The 15833-nt window shown below is 64.2% G+C and carries 14 protein-coding genes; 7 read left to right on the forward strand and 7 right to left on the reverse strand.

Annotated features, from left to right (window positions below):
- Positions 1 to 95 precede the first annotated feature (95 nt).
- Together qcrA and qcrB are read left to right on the forward strand one after the other, a co-directional pair.
- On the forward strand, positions 96 to 1124 hold the full coding sequence (gene qcrA, locus CVV68_RS20370) for a cytochrome bc1 complex Rieske iron-sulfur subunit (protein ID WP_110502831.1): 1029 nt from the start codon (positions 96 to 98) through the stop codon (positions 1122 to 1124).
- 2 nt (positions 1125 to 1126) lie between these two features.
- The gene (gene qcrB, locus CVV68_RS20375; RefSeq protein WP_110502832.1) at positions 1127 to 2803 is read left to right on the forward strand and encodes a cytochrome bc1 complex cytochrome b subunit; all 1677 of its coding nucleotides are present in this window, start codon (positions 1127 to 1129) and stop codon (positions 2801 to 2803) included.
- 188 nt (positions 2804 to 2991) lie between these two features.
- On the opposite strand, the gene CVV68_RS20380 is transcribed toward qcrB, so the two are convergent.
- Positions 2992 to 3771 (reverse strand): GntR family transcriptional regulator, encoded by a 780-nt coding sequence (locus CVV68_RS20380; RefSeq protein ID WP_110502833.1) that lies wholly within the window; start codon positions 3769 to 3771, stop codon positions 2992 to 2994.
- A gap of 81 nt (positions 3772 to 3852) precedes the next feature.
- Here CVV68_RS20380 and CVV68_RS20385 point away from each other — a divergent pair, with 81 nt between their 5' ends.
- Positions 3853 to 4140: an HPr family phosphocarrier protein gene (locus tag CVV68_RS20385; protein ID WP_110502834.1), complete on the forward strand. Its 288-nt coding sequence runs from the start codon at positions 3853 to 3855 to the stop codon at positions 4138 to 4140.
- A 95-nt stretch (positions 4141 to 4235) separates the two neighbouring features.
- Here the strand turns inward: CVV68_RS20385 and CVV68_RS20390 are convergent, their stop codons facing one another.
- The 5 genes from CVV68_RS20390 to CVV68_RS20410 form a co-directional block, all read right to left on the reverse strand.
- On the reverse strand, positions 4236 to 4637 hold the full coding sequence (locus tag CVV68_RS20390) for a cytochrome c oxidase subunit 4 (RefSeq protein WP_110502835.1): 402 nt from the start codon (positions 4635 to 4637) through the stop codon (positions 4236 to 4238).
- Positions 4634 to 6340: an aa3-type cytochrome oxidase subunit I gene (gene ctaD, locus CVV68_RS20395; protein WP_110502836.1), complete on the reverse strand. Its 1707-nt coding sequence runs from the start codon at positions 6338 to 6340 to the stop codon at positions 4634 to 4636. The genes CVV68_RS20390 and ctaD overlap by 4 nt, the downstream gene beginning before the upstream one ends.
- A 14-nt stretch (positions 6341 to 6354) precedes the next feature.
- Positions 6355 to 7224, reverse strand: a complete 870-nt coding sequence (gene ctaC, locus CVV68_RS20400; RefSeq protein WP_110502837.1) for an aa3-type cytochrome oxidase subunit II — start codon at positions 7222 to 7224, stop codon at positions 6355 to 6357.
- Positions 7225 to 7404: 180 nt separating this feature from the next.
- The gene (locus tag CVV68_RS20405; protein ID WP_110502838.1) at positions 7405 to 7788 is read right to left on the reverse strand and encodes a HesB/IscA family protein; all 384 of its coding nucleotides are present in this window, start codon (positions 7786 to 7788) and stop codon (positions 7405 to 7407) included.
- A gap of 117 nt (positions 7789 to 7905) precedes the next feature.
- Entirely contained in the window at positions 7906 to 9324 is a 1419-nt protein-coding gene (locus tag CVV68_RS20410; RefSeq protein WP_110502839.1) for a dipeptidase, read from the reverse strand.
- A 71-nt stretch (positions 9325 to 9395) separates the two neighbouring features.
- Here CVV68_RS20410 and CVV68_RS20415 point away from each other — a divergent pair, with 71 nt between their 5' ends.
- Together CVV68_RS20415 and CVV68_RS20420 are read left to right on the forward strand one after the other, a co-directional pair.
- A complete protein-coding gene (locus CVV68_RS20415) occupies positions 9396 to 9998 on the forward strand; it encodes a DUF3043 domain-containing protein (RefSeq protein WP_245933681.1) in 603 nt (200 codons plus the stop codon).
- Positions 9999 to 10300: 302 nt separating this feature from the next.
- Positions 10301 to 11305, forward strand: coding sequence for an aldo/keto reductase family protein (locus CVV68_RS20420; RefSeq protein WP_110502841.1), 1005 nt, complete (start codon positions 10301 to 10303; stop codon positions 11303 to 11305).
- A 447-nt stretch (positions 11306 to 11752) separates the two neighbouring features.
- Here CVV68_RS20420 and CVV68_RS20425 read toward each other — a convergent pair whose 3' ends face one another.
- Positions 11753 to 12820, reverse strand: coding sequence for a quinone-dependent dihydroorotate dehydrogenase (locus CVV68_RS20425; protein WP_110502842.1), 1068 nt, complete (start codon positions 12818 to 12820; stop codon positions 11753 to 11755).
- A gap of 93 nt (positions 12821 to 12913) precedes the next feature.
- Here CVV68_RS20425 and CVV68_RS20430 point away from each other — a divergent pair, with 93 nt between their 5' ends.
- A complete protein-coding gene (locus CVV68_RS20430) occupies positions 12914 to 14587 on the forward strand; it encodes an FAD-binding dehydrogenase (protein WP_110502843.1) in 1674 nt (557 codons plus the stop codon).
- The gene (locus CVV68_RS20435) at positions 14584 to 15609 is read left to right on the forward strand and encodes an alpha/beta hydrolase (protein ID WP_245933682.1); all 1026 of its coding nucleotides are present in this window, start codon (positions 14584 to 14586) and stop codon (positions 15607 to 15609) included. Before CVV68_RS20430 ends, CVV68_RS20435 begins: the two co-directional genes overlap by 4 nt.
- Positions 15610 to 15833 lie beyond the last annotated feature (224 nt).

Genomic DNA, 15833 nt, shown 5'->3' on the forward strand with positions numbered 1-15833 from the left:
CGTCACCACAAGATTTGGGCTGCCGCACGGCAGCCGTGCGAAACATACATTACGACCCCGGGATAGCACCGGGATAAGAGAAGGATGAGGGGATTATGGGCAACCATAGTGACGACCTTCCGGCAAGTTCGGAAGTCGTAGCTAAGGCTGGTCACGATGAGGTGGAGAAGTTCCAGGACCCGGGACTGCCGCCACATCGTTTGAGACTGGCCGACACGGACCCCAAGGCAGCAAAGCGGGCCGAGCGCCAGGTGGCAATCCTGTTTGGGATTTCCGCCATTGGCACCCTGCTGTTCTTCTTTGCCTACTTTGGCATTCGGCTGGACCAGACCATCGCCACCTTGCGGCTCCAGAACATGTTCCTCGGTTTGGGCATCGGCTTCGCCATGCTCGGCATCGGCACGGGAATCGTCCACTGGGCGAGGGCGCTCATGCCGGACCACGAGGTTTCCGAGGAGCGCCACGAAATGCGCACCGAGGAGGACCGCCTTGCCGCCGTGCAGATCGTTGACGACATCGTCGAAGAGACCGGCATCAAGCGCCGCCCGCTGATCCGCAACACCCTCATCGGGGCCATGGCGCTGGCACCGCTGCCGGCCATTGCGATCCTGCGCGACCTTGGCCCCCTTCCGGGCAATGCCATGCACACGACCTTGTGGAAGAAGGGCGAGCGGCTGGCCCGCGACCCCGACGGCACCCCCATCAAGGCCGCCGATGTCACCATCGGTTCGGCCTTCCATGTCATCCCCGAGTCGCTGAACACGCTCACTGAGGGCAAGCTGAACGAAAAGGCCAAGGCGGCAGTCCTGATGATGCGCCTGGACCCCGATGAACTCCACCCGTCCGCGGGCCGCGAGGACTGGGCCTACAACGGCATCGTCGCCTACTCCAAGATCTGCACGCACGTCGGCTGCCCCGTGGCCCTGTACGAGCAGCAGACACACCACCTGCTGTGCCCCTGCCACCAGTCGACGTTCGACCTCACGCGGGAGTGCAAGGTCATCTTTGGCCCGGCCGTCCGCCCGCTGCCCCAGCTGCCCATCACCGTGGACAGCGAGGGCTATCTGGTAGCCCAGAGCGGCTTCCACGAACCTGTCGGACCGAGCTTCTGGGAGCGTAGCTAATCATGAGCACCACAGCGCAAACACCTTTCGAGCCAAAGACATCCACCGGCCGGATCACGAACTTCGTTGACGAGCGCGTGGGCGGCTCCGGCATGCTTCGCGAATTTGGCCGGAAGGTCTTCCCCGACCACTGGTCGTTCATGTTCGGCGAAGTGGCCCTGTATTCCTTCGTTATCCTGCTCCTCTCCGGAACGTTCCTGACGCTCTTCTTTGACCCTTCCATGGCGGAGACGCATTACAACGGAAGCTACGTTCCACTCAAGGGCCTGGAAATGTCCGTGGCCTACGACTCCACGCTGAACATCTCCTTCGACGTCCGCGGCGGCCTGATCATGCGCCAGGTGCACCACTGGGCGGCGTTGCTGTTTGTCGCCGCCGTGTCGGTGCACATGCTCCGTGTTTTCTTCACCGGCGCCTTCCGCAAGCCGCGCGAACTGAACTGGGTGGTGGGCGGCGTGCTGCTCATCCTCTCCATGGCTGAAGGGTTCACCGGCTATTCCCTCCCCGATGACCTGCTCTCCGGCAACGGCCTGCGCATCATCGACGGCGTGATCATGGCCATCCCGGTGGTCGGCACCTACATTTCCTTCTTCCTGTTCGGCGGTGAATTCCCGGGCACCGCAATCATCAGCCGCCTGTATATGTTCCACATCATGCTGATTCCGGCGATGATCCTGCTCATGATTGCCATCCACCTGTTCATGGTGGTGGTGCACAAGCACACCCAGTACCCCGGTCCGGGCCGCAACGACCGCAATGTTGTCGGCTACCCCCTCGGCCCGGTCTACGCCGCCAAGGCCGGCGGATTCTTCTTCATCGTCTTCGGCGTCATTGCGCTCGTCTCGGCATTTTTCACGATCAACCCGATCTGGAACTACGGCCCTTACGACCCCTCTCCCATCTCCGCCGGAACCCAGCCTGACTGGTACATCGGCTGGGTCGACGGCGCTCTGCGCCTGATGCCGGGCTGGCTGTTCAACATCCCGCTGGAATGGCACATTCCATTCCCCTGGGGCGTCAACACGCTGACTTTGAATGTGCTCCTGCCGGCACTGGTACCGGCCGGCATCGTGTTCACCCTGCTGTTCGCCTACCCCTGGATCGAACGGTGGGTGACCCGCGACGACCGCGAGCACCACGTGCTGGACCGGCCGCGCAACGCACCGACCCGCACGGCCATCGGCGTGGCAGGCTTCATTTTCTACTGCGTGATGTGGGCAGCTGCAAGCTCCGACTTGATCGCAACCCACTTTGAGGTCTCGCTGAACGATGTCACGTACTGGTTGCGTGCACTGTTCTTCATTGGGCCGATCCTGGGCTTCATCATCTCCAAGCGCGTATCCCTGGCACTGCAGCGCAAGGACCGTGAGATTGCCCTGCACGGCCGCGAAACCGGACGCATTGTCCGCCTTCCGCACGGCGAGTACCAGGAAATGCACGCCCAGCTTGACGACTACAAGCGCTACAAGCTGGTCGGCTACGAATCCCCGCTTGCCGAGGAAGGCATTCCAAACGAAAACGGCATTGTCACCAAGACGGAGAAGCGCCGTGCAGCACTGAGCCGCTTCTTCTTCGAGGACCGCGTTGCCCCGGCCACCCAGGCCGAGCTGACGGCAGGCCACGAGCACCATGAGGCCATTGAAGCCGGTGAAGAGGCCAAGCCGGTCTCCAGGTACTAGAGACTACAGCAGCTTCACAGCAGCTAGGGCGGTTCCCCCCGGGGAGCCGCCCTAGCTGTGTTTGGGGTGGGTCTGCCGGACACCAAAATCAGCAATTAGGTATACGGCGCCCCGACCACCGGACCCGCGGCACCCGTCCCCTCCCCCGCAGCCCCAGGACGTCCGTGCAGGGCCTGCGCCGCCCGCCCCTAATAGCTGCGGCGGGTGCGCACCCCTGGACGCTGGAGGGGCACCCGCAGCTTGTAGCGGTCTGCCCGGTAAAACGAGATGGAGTAGTCCACCGAGGAACGCGACACAAACGCGTGCCGCTCCATCCGCAGAACGGGGGCACCGACGTCGACCTTCAGGAGCCGGGCTATGGACGGGGTGGCCGCATTGGCTTCCACAATGTCCTCGCCCCACTCGATCACGAGCCCATATCGTTCACTGAGCAGGTTGTACAGGGACGTGGGCGGCCCCTGGTCCAGGATGCCGGGCACGCGCCAGGCAGGGATGAAGTTTTCATCCACGCTCATGGGCTCCTCGTCGGCCAGCAGGAGCCTGCGAAAGCGGATCACGGCCTGGCCCTCCTCCATCTGAAGTTCGCGCGCCAGGCGGGCGGTGGCCGGGATCTGCTCAAAGGACAGGGTCCGGGCGGCCGGGCGCATGCCGCGGCGCTGCATCTCCTCCGAGTAGGAGGTGAGCTTGACCTGGACGTCCAGTTTCTGGTGCGAGACGAACGTCCCCACGCCCACCACGCGGTCCAGCAGCTCCTCATCCACCAGGGCCTCAATGGCGTGCCGGACAGTCATCCTCGCCACACCGAAATGCACGGCAAGATCGCGCTCGGACGGGAGTTGGCTGCCGGCCTTGGCATGGCCGGTGATGTAGGCGCGGAACAGCTCGCGCAGCTGAATATGGACCGAGACGGGGGACATCCGATCCAGGCGTCCCTGCACGTCGCCGGCCGGAGGCACTAAATAGCCCATGAAACTCCTTTGGTGACCATAGACAGCCTAAAACACGACTACTCTCAATACGTAAAGCATCTATGCATCAAGGAGCCATTAATGTACACCCGGAAAGCCACCATAGCAGCCAGTGTGGGCTTGCACTCCCGGCCTGCCGCGGTCTTCGTCCGCGCCGTCAACCAAACGGGCCTGCCGATCACCCTGGCCAAGGATGGTCTGCCGCCCGTGGATGGGCGCTCACTTCTGGAGGTCATGGCAGCTGACTTCCTGTGCGGCACGGAGGTTGAAATTGCCGTGGGCCCGACCCCTGTGGACGATCACACCGTGCGGGCGGCCGTGGACCACCTGGCAGAGCTGTTGCGTACGGAGCTTATCTCACCCTCGTGACAGTCCCACTCAAACAACAAGGGCCTGCCCGCCACTGTGAAGTGGCGGGCAGGCCCTCTTTTTGTTCCGGGCGCCGAGGGCGCCACCTTCAAGACTTAGTGCGCGTGGTCTCCACGGCTGTATTCGTAAACCCAGCCGACCAAGGCAATCGCAGCCAGTCCGGCGCCGAGGAACAGAATCCACCAGCCCGCTGCCAGGCCCAGGAAGCCTGTTGCCGCAGCCAGTCCCAGCACGATGGGCCACCAGCTCCAGGGGCTGAAGTGCCCCTGCTCGCCGGAACCCTCGTGGATTTCCGCGTCAACGCGGTCTTCCGGGCGCGGACCGACGCGGTTGCCCGTGTAATTGAGGTACGCACCAATCATAATGGTCATGGCCGACACCAGGAAAAGCGCGAGGTAACCTACGTGTTCATGCCATTGCACCATGAAGCCGTAAACGATTCCAACGGGGATGAAGAACACGCCGACCAGCATGAAAAGCTTCGCTTCAACCTTCACTGGGATGCTCCCTTCGATGAAGCGCCAACGGGTGCCGGCTGGTAGTGGGGCGCCAACTCGGGATGGTGGAGATCCAGGGCCGGACGCTCGGAACGGATGCGCGGCAGCGACGTGAAGTTATGACGCGGCGGCGGGCAGGACGTGGCCCATTCCAGCGAGGCACCAAAGCCCCAGGGATCATCCACTTCCACCTTCTTGCCGCTGCGCCACGTGATGTAAACGTTCCAGAACCAGGGGATCATGGACGCGCCGAGCACGAACGATGAAATCGTGGAGAACTGGTTCATCCAAGTGAAGTTGTCCTGCGGCATGTAGTCCGCGTAACGACGCGGCATGCCCAGGACACCCAGCCAGTGCTGGATCAAGAACGTGCCGTGGAAGCCGAGGAACAGCATCCAGAAGTGGATCTTACCCAGGCGTTCGTTGAGCATGCGCCCGGTGAACTTTGGCCACCAGAAGTAGAAGCCGGCGAACATCGCAAACACCACGGTGCCGAACACCACGTAGTGGAAGTGGGCCACCACGAAGTAGGTGTCAGAGACGTGGAAGTCCAGCGGCGGCGAAGCCAGGATGATGCCGGTCAGTCCACCAAACAGGAACGTGACGAGAAAGCCAAGGCTCCACAACATCGGAGTCTCAAAAGTGAGCGATCCCCGCCACATGGTGCCGATCCAGTTGAAGAACTTGACCCCGGTTGGTACGGCGATCAGCATCGTCATGAAGGAGAAGAACGGTAGCATGACCTGGCCGGTGACGTACATGTGGTGGGCCCACACGGTGACCGAGAGTGCAGCAATGGAGATGGTGGCGAAAACCAGCCCCTTGTAGCCGAAGATCGGTTTCCGGCTAAAGACCGGGAAGATCTCAGAGACAATGCCGAAGAACGGCAGGGCGATGATGTACACCTCGGGGTGGCCGAAGAACCAGAACAAGTGCTGCCACAGCATGGCCCCACCGTTTTCCGGATCGAAAATGTGCGCCCCAAACCGCCGGTCGGCTCCCAGGGCAAACAGGGCAGCCGCCAGCGGCGGGAAAGCCATGAGCACCAGGATTGCCGTGATCAGCGTGTTCCAGGTGAAGATCGGCATGCGCCACATGGTCATGCCGGGGGCACGGAGGGTGATGATCGTGGTGATGAAGTTGACCGAACCAAGGATGGTTCCGAAACCGGACAAAGCCAGGCCAAACACCCACAAGTCGCCGCCGACGCCGGGGCTGAAAGTGGTGTTGGACAGCGGGGCATACGCAAACCAGCCAAAGGCCGCGGCCCCCTGGGGAGTGATGAATCCGGAGACGGCGATGGTGCTGCCGAACAGGAAGAACCAGAACGCCAGTGCATTGAGCCGCGGGAACGCGACGTCGGGAGCACCAATCTGCAACGGCATGATGACGTTGGCGAAACCGGCAAACAGTGGTGTGGCAAACATGAGCAGCATAATGGTGCCGTGCATGGTGAAAAGCTGGTTGTACTGATCCTTGGTCTGCAGGATCTGCATTCCCGGCTCAAACAGCTCCGCCCGCATGATGAGCGCCATGACGCCGCCCAGGCAGAAGAAGATGAATGATGCGATCAGGTACATGTATCCGATCGTCTTGTGGTCGGTGGACGTAATCCAGTTGACGACGATGCGCCCCTTGGACACGGGGACGACCCTAGGCGCAGCCGAATTGATTTCGGTTGCCGAGTACTCGAGTGTAGACACTTTCCCCTTCCCCCCTACTTCTGATTCTGATTCGGATTGCGGTCGTACTTCTCAGTCAGCGTCCCGGTCTGCCCCTTGGCCTGCAAGGTCGCAAGATGGGCGTCAAATTCGGCCTGCGTGACAACCTTGACGTTGAAAAGCATTTCGGAGTGGTATTCGCCACACAGCTCCGCGCACTTGCCGTCGTACTCGCCAAGGGCAGTGGGTGTCAGCGTCATGTAGTTCGTCACCCCGGGAAGGATGTCTTTCTTGTCCAGGAAGGCAGGGACCCAGAAGGAGTGGATGACATCGCGGGAATTGAGCTGGAGCTCAACGCTCTTGTTAACGGGCAGGTACAGGGTGGGGAACTTCGACTTGTCAATCGGTGTCCCGTCAAGCTGCGCCTGGACGCCGACGGAATAAACAGACTCCTTGACGTCGTTGCCCTGCATGTAGTTGAAGTCCCATGACCACTGCTTGGCCCGGACATCGATCTTAACGTCCGGATTGTCCACGCGCGCGTTGATGGACTGCTGTTCAACGTCGGTGAAGTGGAAGAACACCAGCACCATGAACAGGGGCACCAACACATAAAAAACCTCCAACGGGAGGTTGTAGCTGGTCTGGCGGGGAAAGCCGGTGGCGCCCTTGCGCCGACGGTAGGCGATGATGCACCAAATGATCAGGCCCCACGTGATAAGGCCAATGATCAACACCGTGATCCAGGTATTGACCCACAGGTCAATGATCCCGGCCGTGTGATTGGTCGTATCACGTTCGGCTGGCATCCAGCCGTTCCTATTTTCTGCCGTACATCCAGACAAAGCTAACGCTCCGGCAATTGCCAGCCCGGCAATGGGCATGACTCTCGCGCGTCGGCTGCCGGTTCGGTCCTGCGAACTCACAGACGGCCCTTCCTCTTGTTACTGTGCACCGGGCAGGCGTGGCGCCTACGGTGCGAAACGGGTTTTACTACTCGATGTAGAGCTTACCGCTAGAGCGCGCAAAATGTGCACCAAACCCACCGTGCGTCGGCGGCAAAATGAAAAACCGCCCGTGGACCCTGCATCGGGTAAATGGCTTGATTAGTGGAACGAGTCACCGCAGGCACAGGAGCCTCCGGCGTTCGGGTTGTCAATGGTGAAACCCTGCTTGGAAATGGTGTCTTCAAAGTCGATGCTGGCGCCGTCCAGGTAAGGCACGCTCATTTTGTCAATGACAACCTCGACGCCGTCAAAGTCGCGGATGGCGTCCCCGTCCAGGACGCGCTCGTCAAAGTAGAGCTGGTAAATGAGCCCCGAGCAGCCGCCGGGCTGCACGGCCACGCGCAGGCGAAGGTCCGTGCGTCCTTCCTGTTCAAGGAGGCTGCGGACCTTTCCGGCGGCGACGTCGCTGATCAGCACACCGTGCGCAGGCAGCTCAGCCACATCAACGGCAGTGGTGGATTCTTCGTGGACATTTGCAGTCATGGCGTTTCCTTACGTGGGGGTACAGATACATGCTACGTCGGGCCCGGCACGGGCGCTAACTGTTGCAACCAAACGGCTGCCGGTTGTGTTCCCCGGGCCACATCGCGGACATCCGGCCTAGTCGGCCTTATTCATGGCAGCCAACAGGAGCGCTTCGGCAACGATGGCCTTTTCAAAGTCACCCAGGTGCAGCGACTCGTTGGCGCTGTGCGCCCGCGAGTCGGGGTCCTCGACGCCGGTGACCAGGATCTGGGCGTCCGGGAACAGCTCGTTCAGGTCGGCGATAAAGGGGATGGATCCGCCCATGCCGCTTTCCACGGCAGGGACTCCCCAGGACTCCCCCAGCGCCCAAAGCGCTGTCTGTGCCGCCGGCGAGCCGGTGTCGGTGGCAAACGGCTGTCCCGTTTCACCAGGGGTGAAGGTGACGCGTGCGCCGAACGGCGCGTGCCGCTGCACATGGGCTCCAATGGCTTCCATGGCAGCGTCCGGGTCCTGTCCGGGCGCCAGGCGCAGGCTGAACTTGGCACGCGCCGCCGGCAACAGCGTGTTGGAGCTCATGGCCACCGAGGGGATGTCCATCCCGATGATGGACAGGGCCGGCTTGTCCCAGAGCCGGGAGGTGATGCTTCCCGTGCCGGCCAGCGTGACGCCGTCGAGCACGGCTGCGTCGGCCCGGAAAGTTTCCTCCGGGTAGTCCAGCACGGCGTGCCCGCTGGAGGTGAGCCCCTCGATGGCGACGGATCCGGCGTCGTCGTGGAACGTGGCAATCAGGCGGGCAAGGAGGGTGGGTGCGTCCAGGATGGGGCCGCCAAACATGCCCGAGTGCACGGCATGGTCCAGCACGCGCACCTCCACCGTCCCGTCCACCAGCCCACGCAGGCTGGTGGTCAGGGCCGGGACGCCGACCTTCCAGTTGGAGGAGTCGGCGACGATGATGACGTCGCCGGCGAGCAGTTCACGGTGCGTCTGGAGGAAAGTGCGGAAAGTCGGTGAGCCGGCTTCCTCCTCCCCCTCGATGAACAGGGTCACGCCCAGGCCGAAGCTTCCGCCCAGGACTTCCGTGAGGGCCCGCATGGAGCCGATGTGGGCCATAATGCCCGCCTTGTCGTCCGCGGCGCCGCGGCCAAAGAGCCGGCCGTCCCTTTCAACGGCGGTAAAGGGCTCGGTCTCCCAAAGCGAAAGGTCTGCCGGGGGCTGGACATCGTGGTGGGCGTAAAGGACGACGGTGGGGAAGCCGGGGTCTGCGGGCTTGCGGGCGACGACGGCCGGACCACCGGGCGTGCCGTCCTCCTTGTTCACGCGCAGGATCTGCACGTCGTCCAGGCCGATGCCGCGCACCAGGGCGGCAACCGCCTCGGCGCTGCGGTCGAGCTGTGCGGCGTCAAAGGCGTCCCAGGCAATCCCCGGGATGGCAACGAGCTTCACCAGTTCGGCGACCGTTGCGCCGAAGTTGCGGCCAACACTGCCGCGCAATTCCTCGACGGGGACTCCGGCGCCCAGGACGGCGGCCGGAAGGGTGTGCTTTTCTTCAGTCATGAAAGCCAGACTACCGCCGGGAAGGGACGCCGCTGTCAAGGGACCCGCCGCTTCCGGGGTATCCTTTACGGGTGTTTGGACGTAAGAAAGATCAAGCCCCCGACCTGCAGGCTGCGCCTGCCCCCTTCGAGCAGATTGGCCGGTCAAAAGACCCTCAGTCTGCCAAGGGCATGCCCACGCCGTCCCGGAAGGAACAGGAAGCTGCGCGCAAGCGCCCGCTGGTTCCCAATGACCGGGCAGCAGCGAAGGTGGCCGCCCGCGACGCCCGCCGCGAGGAGCAGGCCCGGATGCGGCGCGCCATGGACACCGGCGAGGAGCGCTTCCTGCCCGTCCGCGACAAGGGTCCGCAGAAGCGCTACGCCCGCGACTTTGTGGACGCCCGCTTCAGCCTCGGCGAATACGTAATGTTCGTGGCCCTGGCCATCGTGCTCCTCACGGTGGTCATTCCCTCCACCAACGGCTCGCAGATTTACATCTTCGTGCTGTTCTGGATCATGGTGGCGGGCGTCGCCATCGATGCGTGGTTCATGTCGCGCAAGCTCAAGCGCCAGCTGATCGAAAAGTTCAAGTCCGTTGACTCCGGCGTGGTCTGGTACGGCACCATGCGCTCCCTGCAGTTCCGCCGCCTCCGCCTCCCCAAGCCAATGGTCAAGCGCGGGGAATGGCCCACCTGATCCCCCGGCTTTCCCTTTGTCCGGCTCGCTGAGCAAGCCGCGGGCGCTCGCCGCGGCGGGCCCAATCGTTGGCCCAAGCCCAACAGCTGCGTAAAAGGCAACGCGCCGGTCCCTTCCCCACGGAAGTGACCGGCGTCGTGCTTTAAGAGTGGCTAGCGCCTACCGGCCTCCCCGCCACTCGCTCCTGTCCGGCGGGCCCCGGCCGCTAGCCCTGTCCGGCGGGCCCCGGCCGCTAGCGCCGTCGCGTCCTCCCCAAACTCGCTGCCGCTCGTTTGGTGCCCCCCGGCCGCTAGGCTGGGGACATGGAATACCGCTACCTTGGCCGCTCAGGCCTGAAAATCACTGAAATCACCTACGGCAACTGGCTCACGCACGGCTCCCAGGTGGAGAACGACGTCGCCACCGCCTGTGTGCGGGCAGCGCTCGACGCCGGCATCACCACCTTTGACACGGCAGACGCCTACGCCAACGGCAAAGCCGAGGAAGTGCTCGGCGCCGCACTGGCCCATGAACGCCGCGAGTCCCTGGAAATCTTCACCAAGGTGTACTGGCCGGTGGGGCCGAAGGGGCCCAACGACACCGGGCTGTCACGCAAGCACATCATGGAGGGCATCAATGGGTCGCTGCGCCGCCTGAACATGGACTATGTGGATCTCTACCAGGCACACCGATTCGACCACGAAACGCCCCTGGAAGAGACCATTGCCGCCTTCGCAGACGTGGTGCGGGCCGGAAAGGCCCTGTACATCGGCGTGAGCGAGTGGTCGGCGGACCAGATGCGCCGCGGCCAAGCGCTGGCCCGCCAGGCCGGGTTCTCGCTCGTGTCCAACCAGCCGCAGTACAACGCACTCTGGCGCGTGATTGAGCCCGAGGTCATTCCGGCGGCGAAGGAACTTGGCATGTCCCAGGTGGTGTGGTCGCCCATGGCGCAGGGCACGCTGTCCGGCAAGTACCTGCCCGGCCAGCCGCTTCCGTCCGGCTCCCGCGCCACGGACGAGCACGGCGGCGCCGACACGATCAGCCGGTACCTCGACGATTCCATTCTTTCCAACGTGCAAAAGCTCCGGCCGATCGCCGAGGAACTGGAACTTTCGATGGCCCAGCTGGCCATTGCCTGGGTGCTGCAGAACGACAACGTGGCCACGGCCCTGGTAGGGGCATCCCGGCCGGAGCAGGTTGCCGAGAACGTCAAGGCCTCCGGCGTGAAGATTCCGGCCGGGCTCATGGCGGCCATTGACGACGCCCTGGCCCCAAGCATCATCAACGATCCCGCCAAGACCGTCAGCCCGGCCTCCCGCCCCGCGTAAGCGGACAGTCAAAGGGCGGGACGGCCCTTGGCGTCTCCTTTGCCCCGCCCACGGGAACACCGATCCCTCTGCGCTGCAAACGCCGCCGCTCCTGTTTATCGCCATTGATCTGCCAGCGGCGATAAACAGGAGCGGCGGCTTTTCCCGTAGTGGACGTCAGGAACGGCGGCAGAAAGCGAGATCGACGGCATTTTGACTTGCTCTATCCACGAGGTGGCGGAGCCTGCGTTTCCGTAGATAGCGTAAGGCCGCCCGCGGCCGCGTGTCTGGGCCCACAGGCGCGGGGCCCACTCCGGGGGCCCACTACCGCAAGGGACCCGCTGGTAGCTGGCGAGTAGTGGGAGCGGCTGGGGATTGCGAGCAGCGCAAGCGCTTGGGGAATAGCCGCCGTTTGACTGCCTGCCGGCCCTCCTCCGGCGGTCGGTCCGCTGTCTGGACCTCGCCGGCCTAACGGCGCAGCGTGGCCAGTTCCTTGTTGATGCGGGCCGCCCAGAACGGGCCTTCGTAGAGAAACGCAGTGTAGCCCTGGACCAGGGTGGCACCGGCGTCGAGGCGTTCCTGAACCTCGGCGCCGGTTTCCACGCCGCCCACGGAGATCAGCACCAGGCGGTCCCCCACGGCGGCTTTCAACTGTCGCAGCACGGCCAGCGAGCGGGCCTTCAACGGTGCGCCGGACAAGCCGCCGGCACCCTTTTCCGCCACGAGGGCCGCCGGGCTGGCAAGGCCCTCGCGGCTGATGGTCGTGTTGGTGGCGATAATGCCGTCGAGCCCAAGGTCCAGTGCCAAGGCGGCCACGTCCGCCACATCGTCGTCGGAAAGGTCCGGTGCGATCTTCACCAGCAGCGGCACGTGCCGCCCTGCGGCGGAATCAGCTGCCTCGCGCACCCCTGTCAGCAACGGCCGCAGCGTTTCGACGTCCTGCAGCAGGCGCAGTCCGGGGGTATTGGGTGAGCTGACATTCACCACCAGGTAGTCGGCTGACGGGGCCAACGTGCGGGCGCTGATGAGGTAGTCGCCCAACGCGTCCTCCAGCTCCACCACCTTGGTCTTGCCGATGTTAACGCCAACCACGGGCCGCACAGACGGATAGGCGCTTCCCAAGTCTTCCAGCGCCCGGGTAAGTCGCGGCGCAACGGCGGCTGCGCCGTCGTTGTTGAAGCCCATCCGATTGATGACGGCACGGTCCCCGACCAGGCGGAACAGGCGCGGCTGCGGGTTTCCGGGCTGGGGTTGGCCCGTAATGGTGCCTACCTCCACATGTCCAAATCCGAGGTTGGCGAGGGCGTTGATGCCTTCCCCTTCCTTGTCGAACCCGGCTGCCAGGCCGAAGGGGGTGGGGAAGGTGAGGCCGAACGCCGTGGTTTGCAAAGACCGCGGCGGTGCGAACATGCGGCGCAGTACAGCGCCGGCACCCACACGGTGGGCTGCCTTAATCAGGGTGAACCCGATCTTGTGCGCCCGTTCGGCGTCCATCCAGGAAAAACAAAGCCGGAAGAATGTGGGATAGATTCGCATGCCTCCTAGTTTTCCGTCTTGGCGGCACATCTGCAAAACGTACGGTGCCCCCCGCTGGGGCGCAGCCGGGCCGGCAGGGGCTAGCATGGCGACATGGAAAGCAATGGTGGGGAATCCACGTTTCAAGCCGATGTTGTGGTGGTCGGTGCCGGCCTGTCCGGGCTGGTCAGCGCAGCGGAGGCGTATAGCGCCGGGCGCACGGTGTTGATCCTTGACCAGGAACCCGAGGCGTCGCTGGGTGGCCAGGCACACTGGTCGTTTGGCGGGCTGTTCCTGGTGGACACCCCCGAGCAGCGGCACCTCGGCGTGAAGGACAATGCCGAGCTGGCGCTTTCCGATTGGATGGGATCCGCGGCCTTTGACCGTCCCGAGGACCACTGGGCCCGGCAATGGGCGGAGGCGTATGTCAATTTTGCCTCCGGCGAGAAGCGGGGCTGGCTGCACTCCCTGGGCGTACGGTTTTTCCCGTTGGTCCAGTGGGCCGAGCGCGGCGGCTACGACGCCCAGGGCCACGGCAATTCAGTTCCCCGCTTCCATGTGGTGTGGGGCACGGGTCCGGGCATCCTGGCACCCTTTCTGGCCAAGGTTGCCGAAGGTGTTGCCGCGGGCCGGGTCACGATGGCCTTCCGCCACCGTGCCACGGAGCTGGTGTTCGACGACGGACGAGTCGCCGGTGTGCGTGGCGAGGTCCTGGCCTCCTCCGCCGCCGATCGGGGCCAGGCCAGCACCCGGGAGGTGGCGGGTGCCTTCACGGCCGCTGCCGGGGCCGTGGTTGCCACCACGGGAGGCATTGGCGGCAACCATGAAATGGTCCGCCGGCAATGGCCCGGAAATGCGAGCCCCAAGTACATGCTTACCGGAGTGCCCGCATCAGTGGATGGCGAATTCCAGCACACCGTTTCCGAAGCTGGCGGAAATCTGGTCAACACCGACCGCATGTGGCACTATCCCGAGGGCATCCACAATCCAGATCCAGTCTGGCCCAACCACGGCATCCGCATCTTGTCGGGGCCATCGCCTCTCTGGCTGGACGCCACCGGACGCCGTCTGCCGGTGCCGCTGTTCCCGGGATTTGACTCGCTGGGCACGCTGCGGCACTTGGGCTCCACGGGCCATGACCATTCGTGGTTCGTTCTCAACAAAACGATCATCAACAAGGAGTTCGCGCTGTCGGGCTCCGAGCAGAATCCGGACCTGACGGGCAAGGATGTGAAGCTGCTCGCCAGGCGGGCGCTACCGGGCGCCACTGGTCCGGTCCAGATGTTCCTGGACCGCGGTGTGGATTTCCTGCAGGGAACCACGGCACAGGAACTTGCCGGCAAGATGAACGCCCTCATTGGCGAGGAACTCATTGACCCGCAGGGGCTTCATGAAACTCTGGCCGCTCGCGACCGGCAGGTGCTCAGCGGCCTTGGCAAGGACACCCAGGTCAATGCCATCCGCGAGGCGCGTCGCTTCGCCACGGACAAGCTCATGCGCGTGGTCCCGCCCCATCCCATGCTGGCGCCCGAACATGGGCCGCTGATTGCCGTCCGGCTCTCCACCCTGACGCGAAAGAGCCTCGGCGGTCTCCAGACAGACCTTGCGGCCCGTGTGCTCGACGCATCGGGAATACCCCTGGCCGGCCTATATGCCGCCGGAGAGGCAGCCGGGTTTGGCGGGGGCGGCCTGCACGGGTACAGGTCCCTGGAGGGGACCTTCCTGGGCGGCTGCCTCTTCTCAGGGCGGATCGCCGGGCGCAACGCCGCCGCCGACACGGCATCGTGAACGGTGGCACCGTCGGCTGGGTACCGGACATCCTGGGGGTGGGTTACACCGCAATGACCCTGGCAGTGCCGCGCCCCGACGGCACCCCAAGGCGTGCAACGCTGGTGCGGCACCGGCCCGCCGCTGACAACGCTGGCCACGGGTGGCTTCCAAGCGGCAAGCCCGCGCGCCACGCAGTGCTGTACATCCCCGGCTGGAGCGACTATTTCTACAACACCGGGCTCGCGGAGTTCTTCACCGGACACGGCTATGACTTCTACGCCCTGGATCTGCACAACCATGGCCGCAGCCTTGTCAGCCAGCGGCTGGGCGGCTATGTGGATGATCTCGCTGACTATGACGACGAGATTACCCTTGCCCACAGCATCATCGCGTCGGAAGCTGGTGACGTTGGAGGTGGCGATGGCGAGGGTGCGACTTTTCCTCTCATGCTCATGGGGCATTCCACTGGTGGGCTGATCGCCGCCTTGTGGGCCCACAAGTTTCCTGGGCGGGTCAGCCAGTTGATGCTCAACAGCCCCTGGCTGGAAATCCAGGGCGGCGCGGCCATCAGGCGTGCGGCCACTCCCCTGGTGCGCCCCGTGGCCGACTTCCGCCCCCTGACCCGGATGCGCGTGCCGGAACGGACGTTTTACTGGCGGGGCATCAGCGATGAGGCCTACGGCGAATGGAGCGTGGACCGGAACATGCGCCCGCCCCAGGCGTTTCCGGTGAGGGCCGGCTGGATGCGGGCCATCATGGCCGCCCAGCGGAAAGTGGCCGGCGGACTTGAACTGCCGATGCCCGTCCTGGTGCTGTTGTCCTCCCGCAGCATGCTGGGGCCGGTGTGGAACGGCGCCATGTTACGGGCAGACGTGGTCCTTGACGTGCGTGCGCTGGCGCTGCGATCACTGTCCCTGGGCAACAGCGTGACGGTGGAACGCATTGACGGGGCCCTGCACGAAGTATTTCTCTCCAGCGGGGAAGTCCGACAGGATGCCTACCTCCGGCTCGAGCGCTGGCTGCGCGGCTACGGCGGATGACCCGCACGGCCTCCCAACGTCACGCCGCAGGAGATGCCGTCTACTGGCTCGCCTGCACCAGAGAGCGTGGTCGGTTCCACCGGTTCCATCGGCCCGTGGCAGGCCACCGGCATCCACCCGTTGGCACTATGGTCACCCCTACTACCTCCTGGCGCTTCGGGGTGTGGTGCGTTTTAGAAGGGGGCGGGTTCGTCTTGGGTGTCGAGGTAGGTGCGGCCGGTGGG

It is taken from the genome of Arthrobacter livingstonensis, from assembly GCF_003219815.1.
GTDB classification, from domain to species: Bacteria; Actinomycetota; Actinomycetes; order Actinomycetales; family Micrococcaceae; genus Specibacter; species Specibacter livingstonensis.

Excerpts from the sequence above, each read along its gene's own strand:
- CVV68_RS20405 (WP_110502838.1), bottom strand. The coding sequence starts at position 7,788 with ATGACTGCAAATGTCCACGAAGAATCCACCACTGCCGTTGATGTGGCT.
- CVV68_RS20385 (WP_110502834.1), top strand. The coding sequence starts at position 3,853 with ATGTACACCCGGAAAGCCACCATAGCAGCCAGTGTGGGCTTGCACTCC.
- qcrA (WP_110502831.1), top strand. The coding sequence starts at position 96 with ATGGGCAACCATAGTGACGACCTTCCGGCAAGTTCGGAAGTCGTAGCT.
- CVV68_RS20410 (WP_110502839.1), bottom strand. The coding sequence starts at position 9,324 with ATGACTGAAGAAAAGCACACCCTTCCGGCCGCCGTCCTGGGCGCCGGA.
- CVV68_RS20420 (WP_110502841.1), top strand. The coding sequence starts at position 10,301 with ATGGAATACCGCTACCTTGGCCGCTCAGGCCTGAAAATCACTGAAATC.
- CVV68_RS20430 (WP_110502843.1), top strand. The coding sequence starts at position 12,914 with ATGGAAAGCAATGGTGGGGAATCCACGTTTCAAGCCGATGTTGTGGTG.
- CVV68_RS20425 (WP_110502842.1), bottom strand. The coding sequence starts at position 12,820 with ATGCGAATCTATCCCACATTCTTCCGGCTTTGTTTTTCCTGGATGGAC.
- CVV68_RS20380 (WP_110502833.1), bottom strand. The coding sequence starts at position 3,771 with ATGGGCTATTTAGTGCCTCCGGCCGGCGACGTGCAGGGACGCCTGGAT.
- qcrB (WP_110502832.1), top strand. The coding sequence starts at position 1,127 with ATGAGCACCACAGCGCAAACACCTTTCGAGCCAAAGACATCCACCGGC.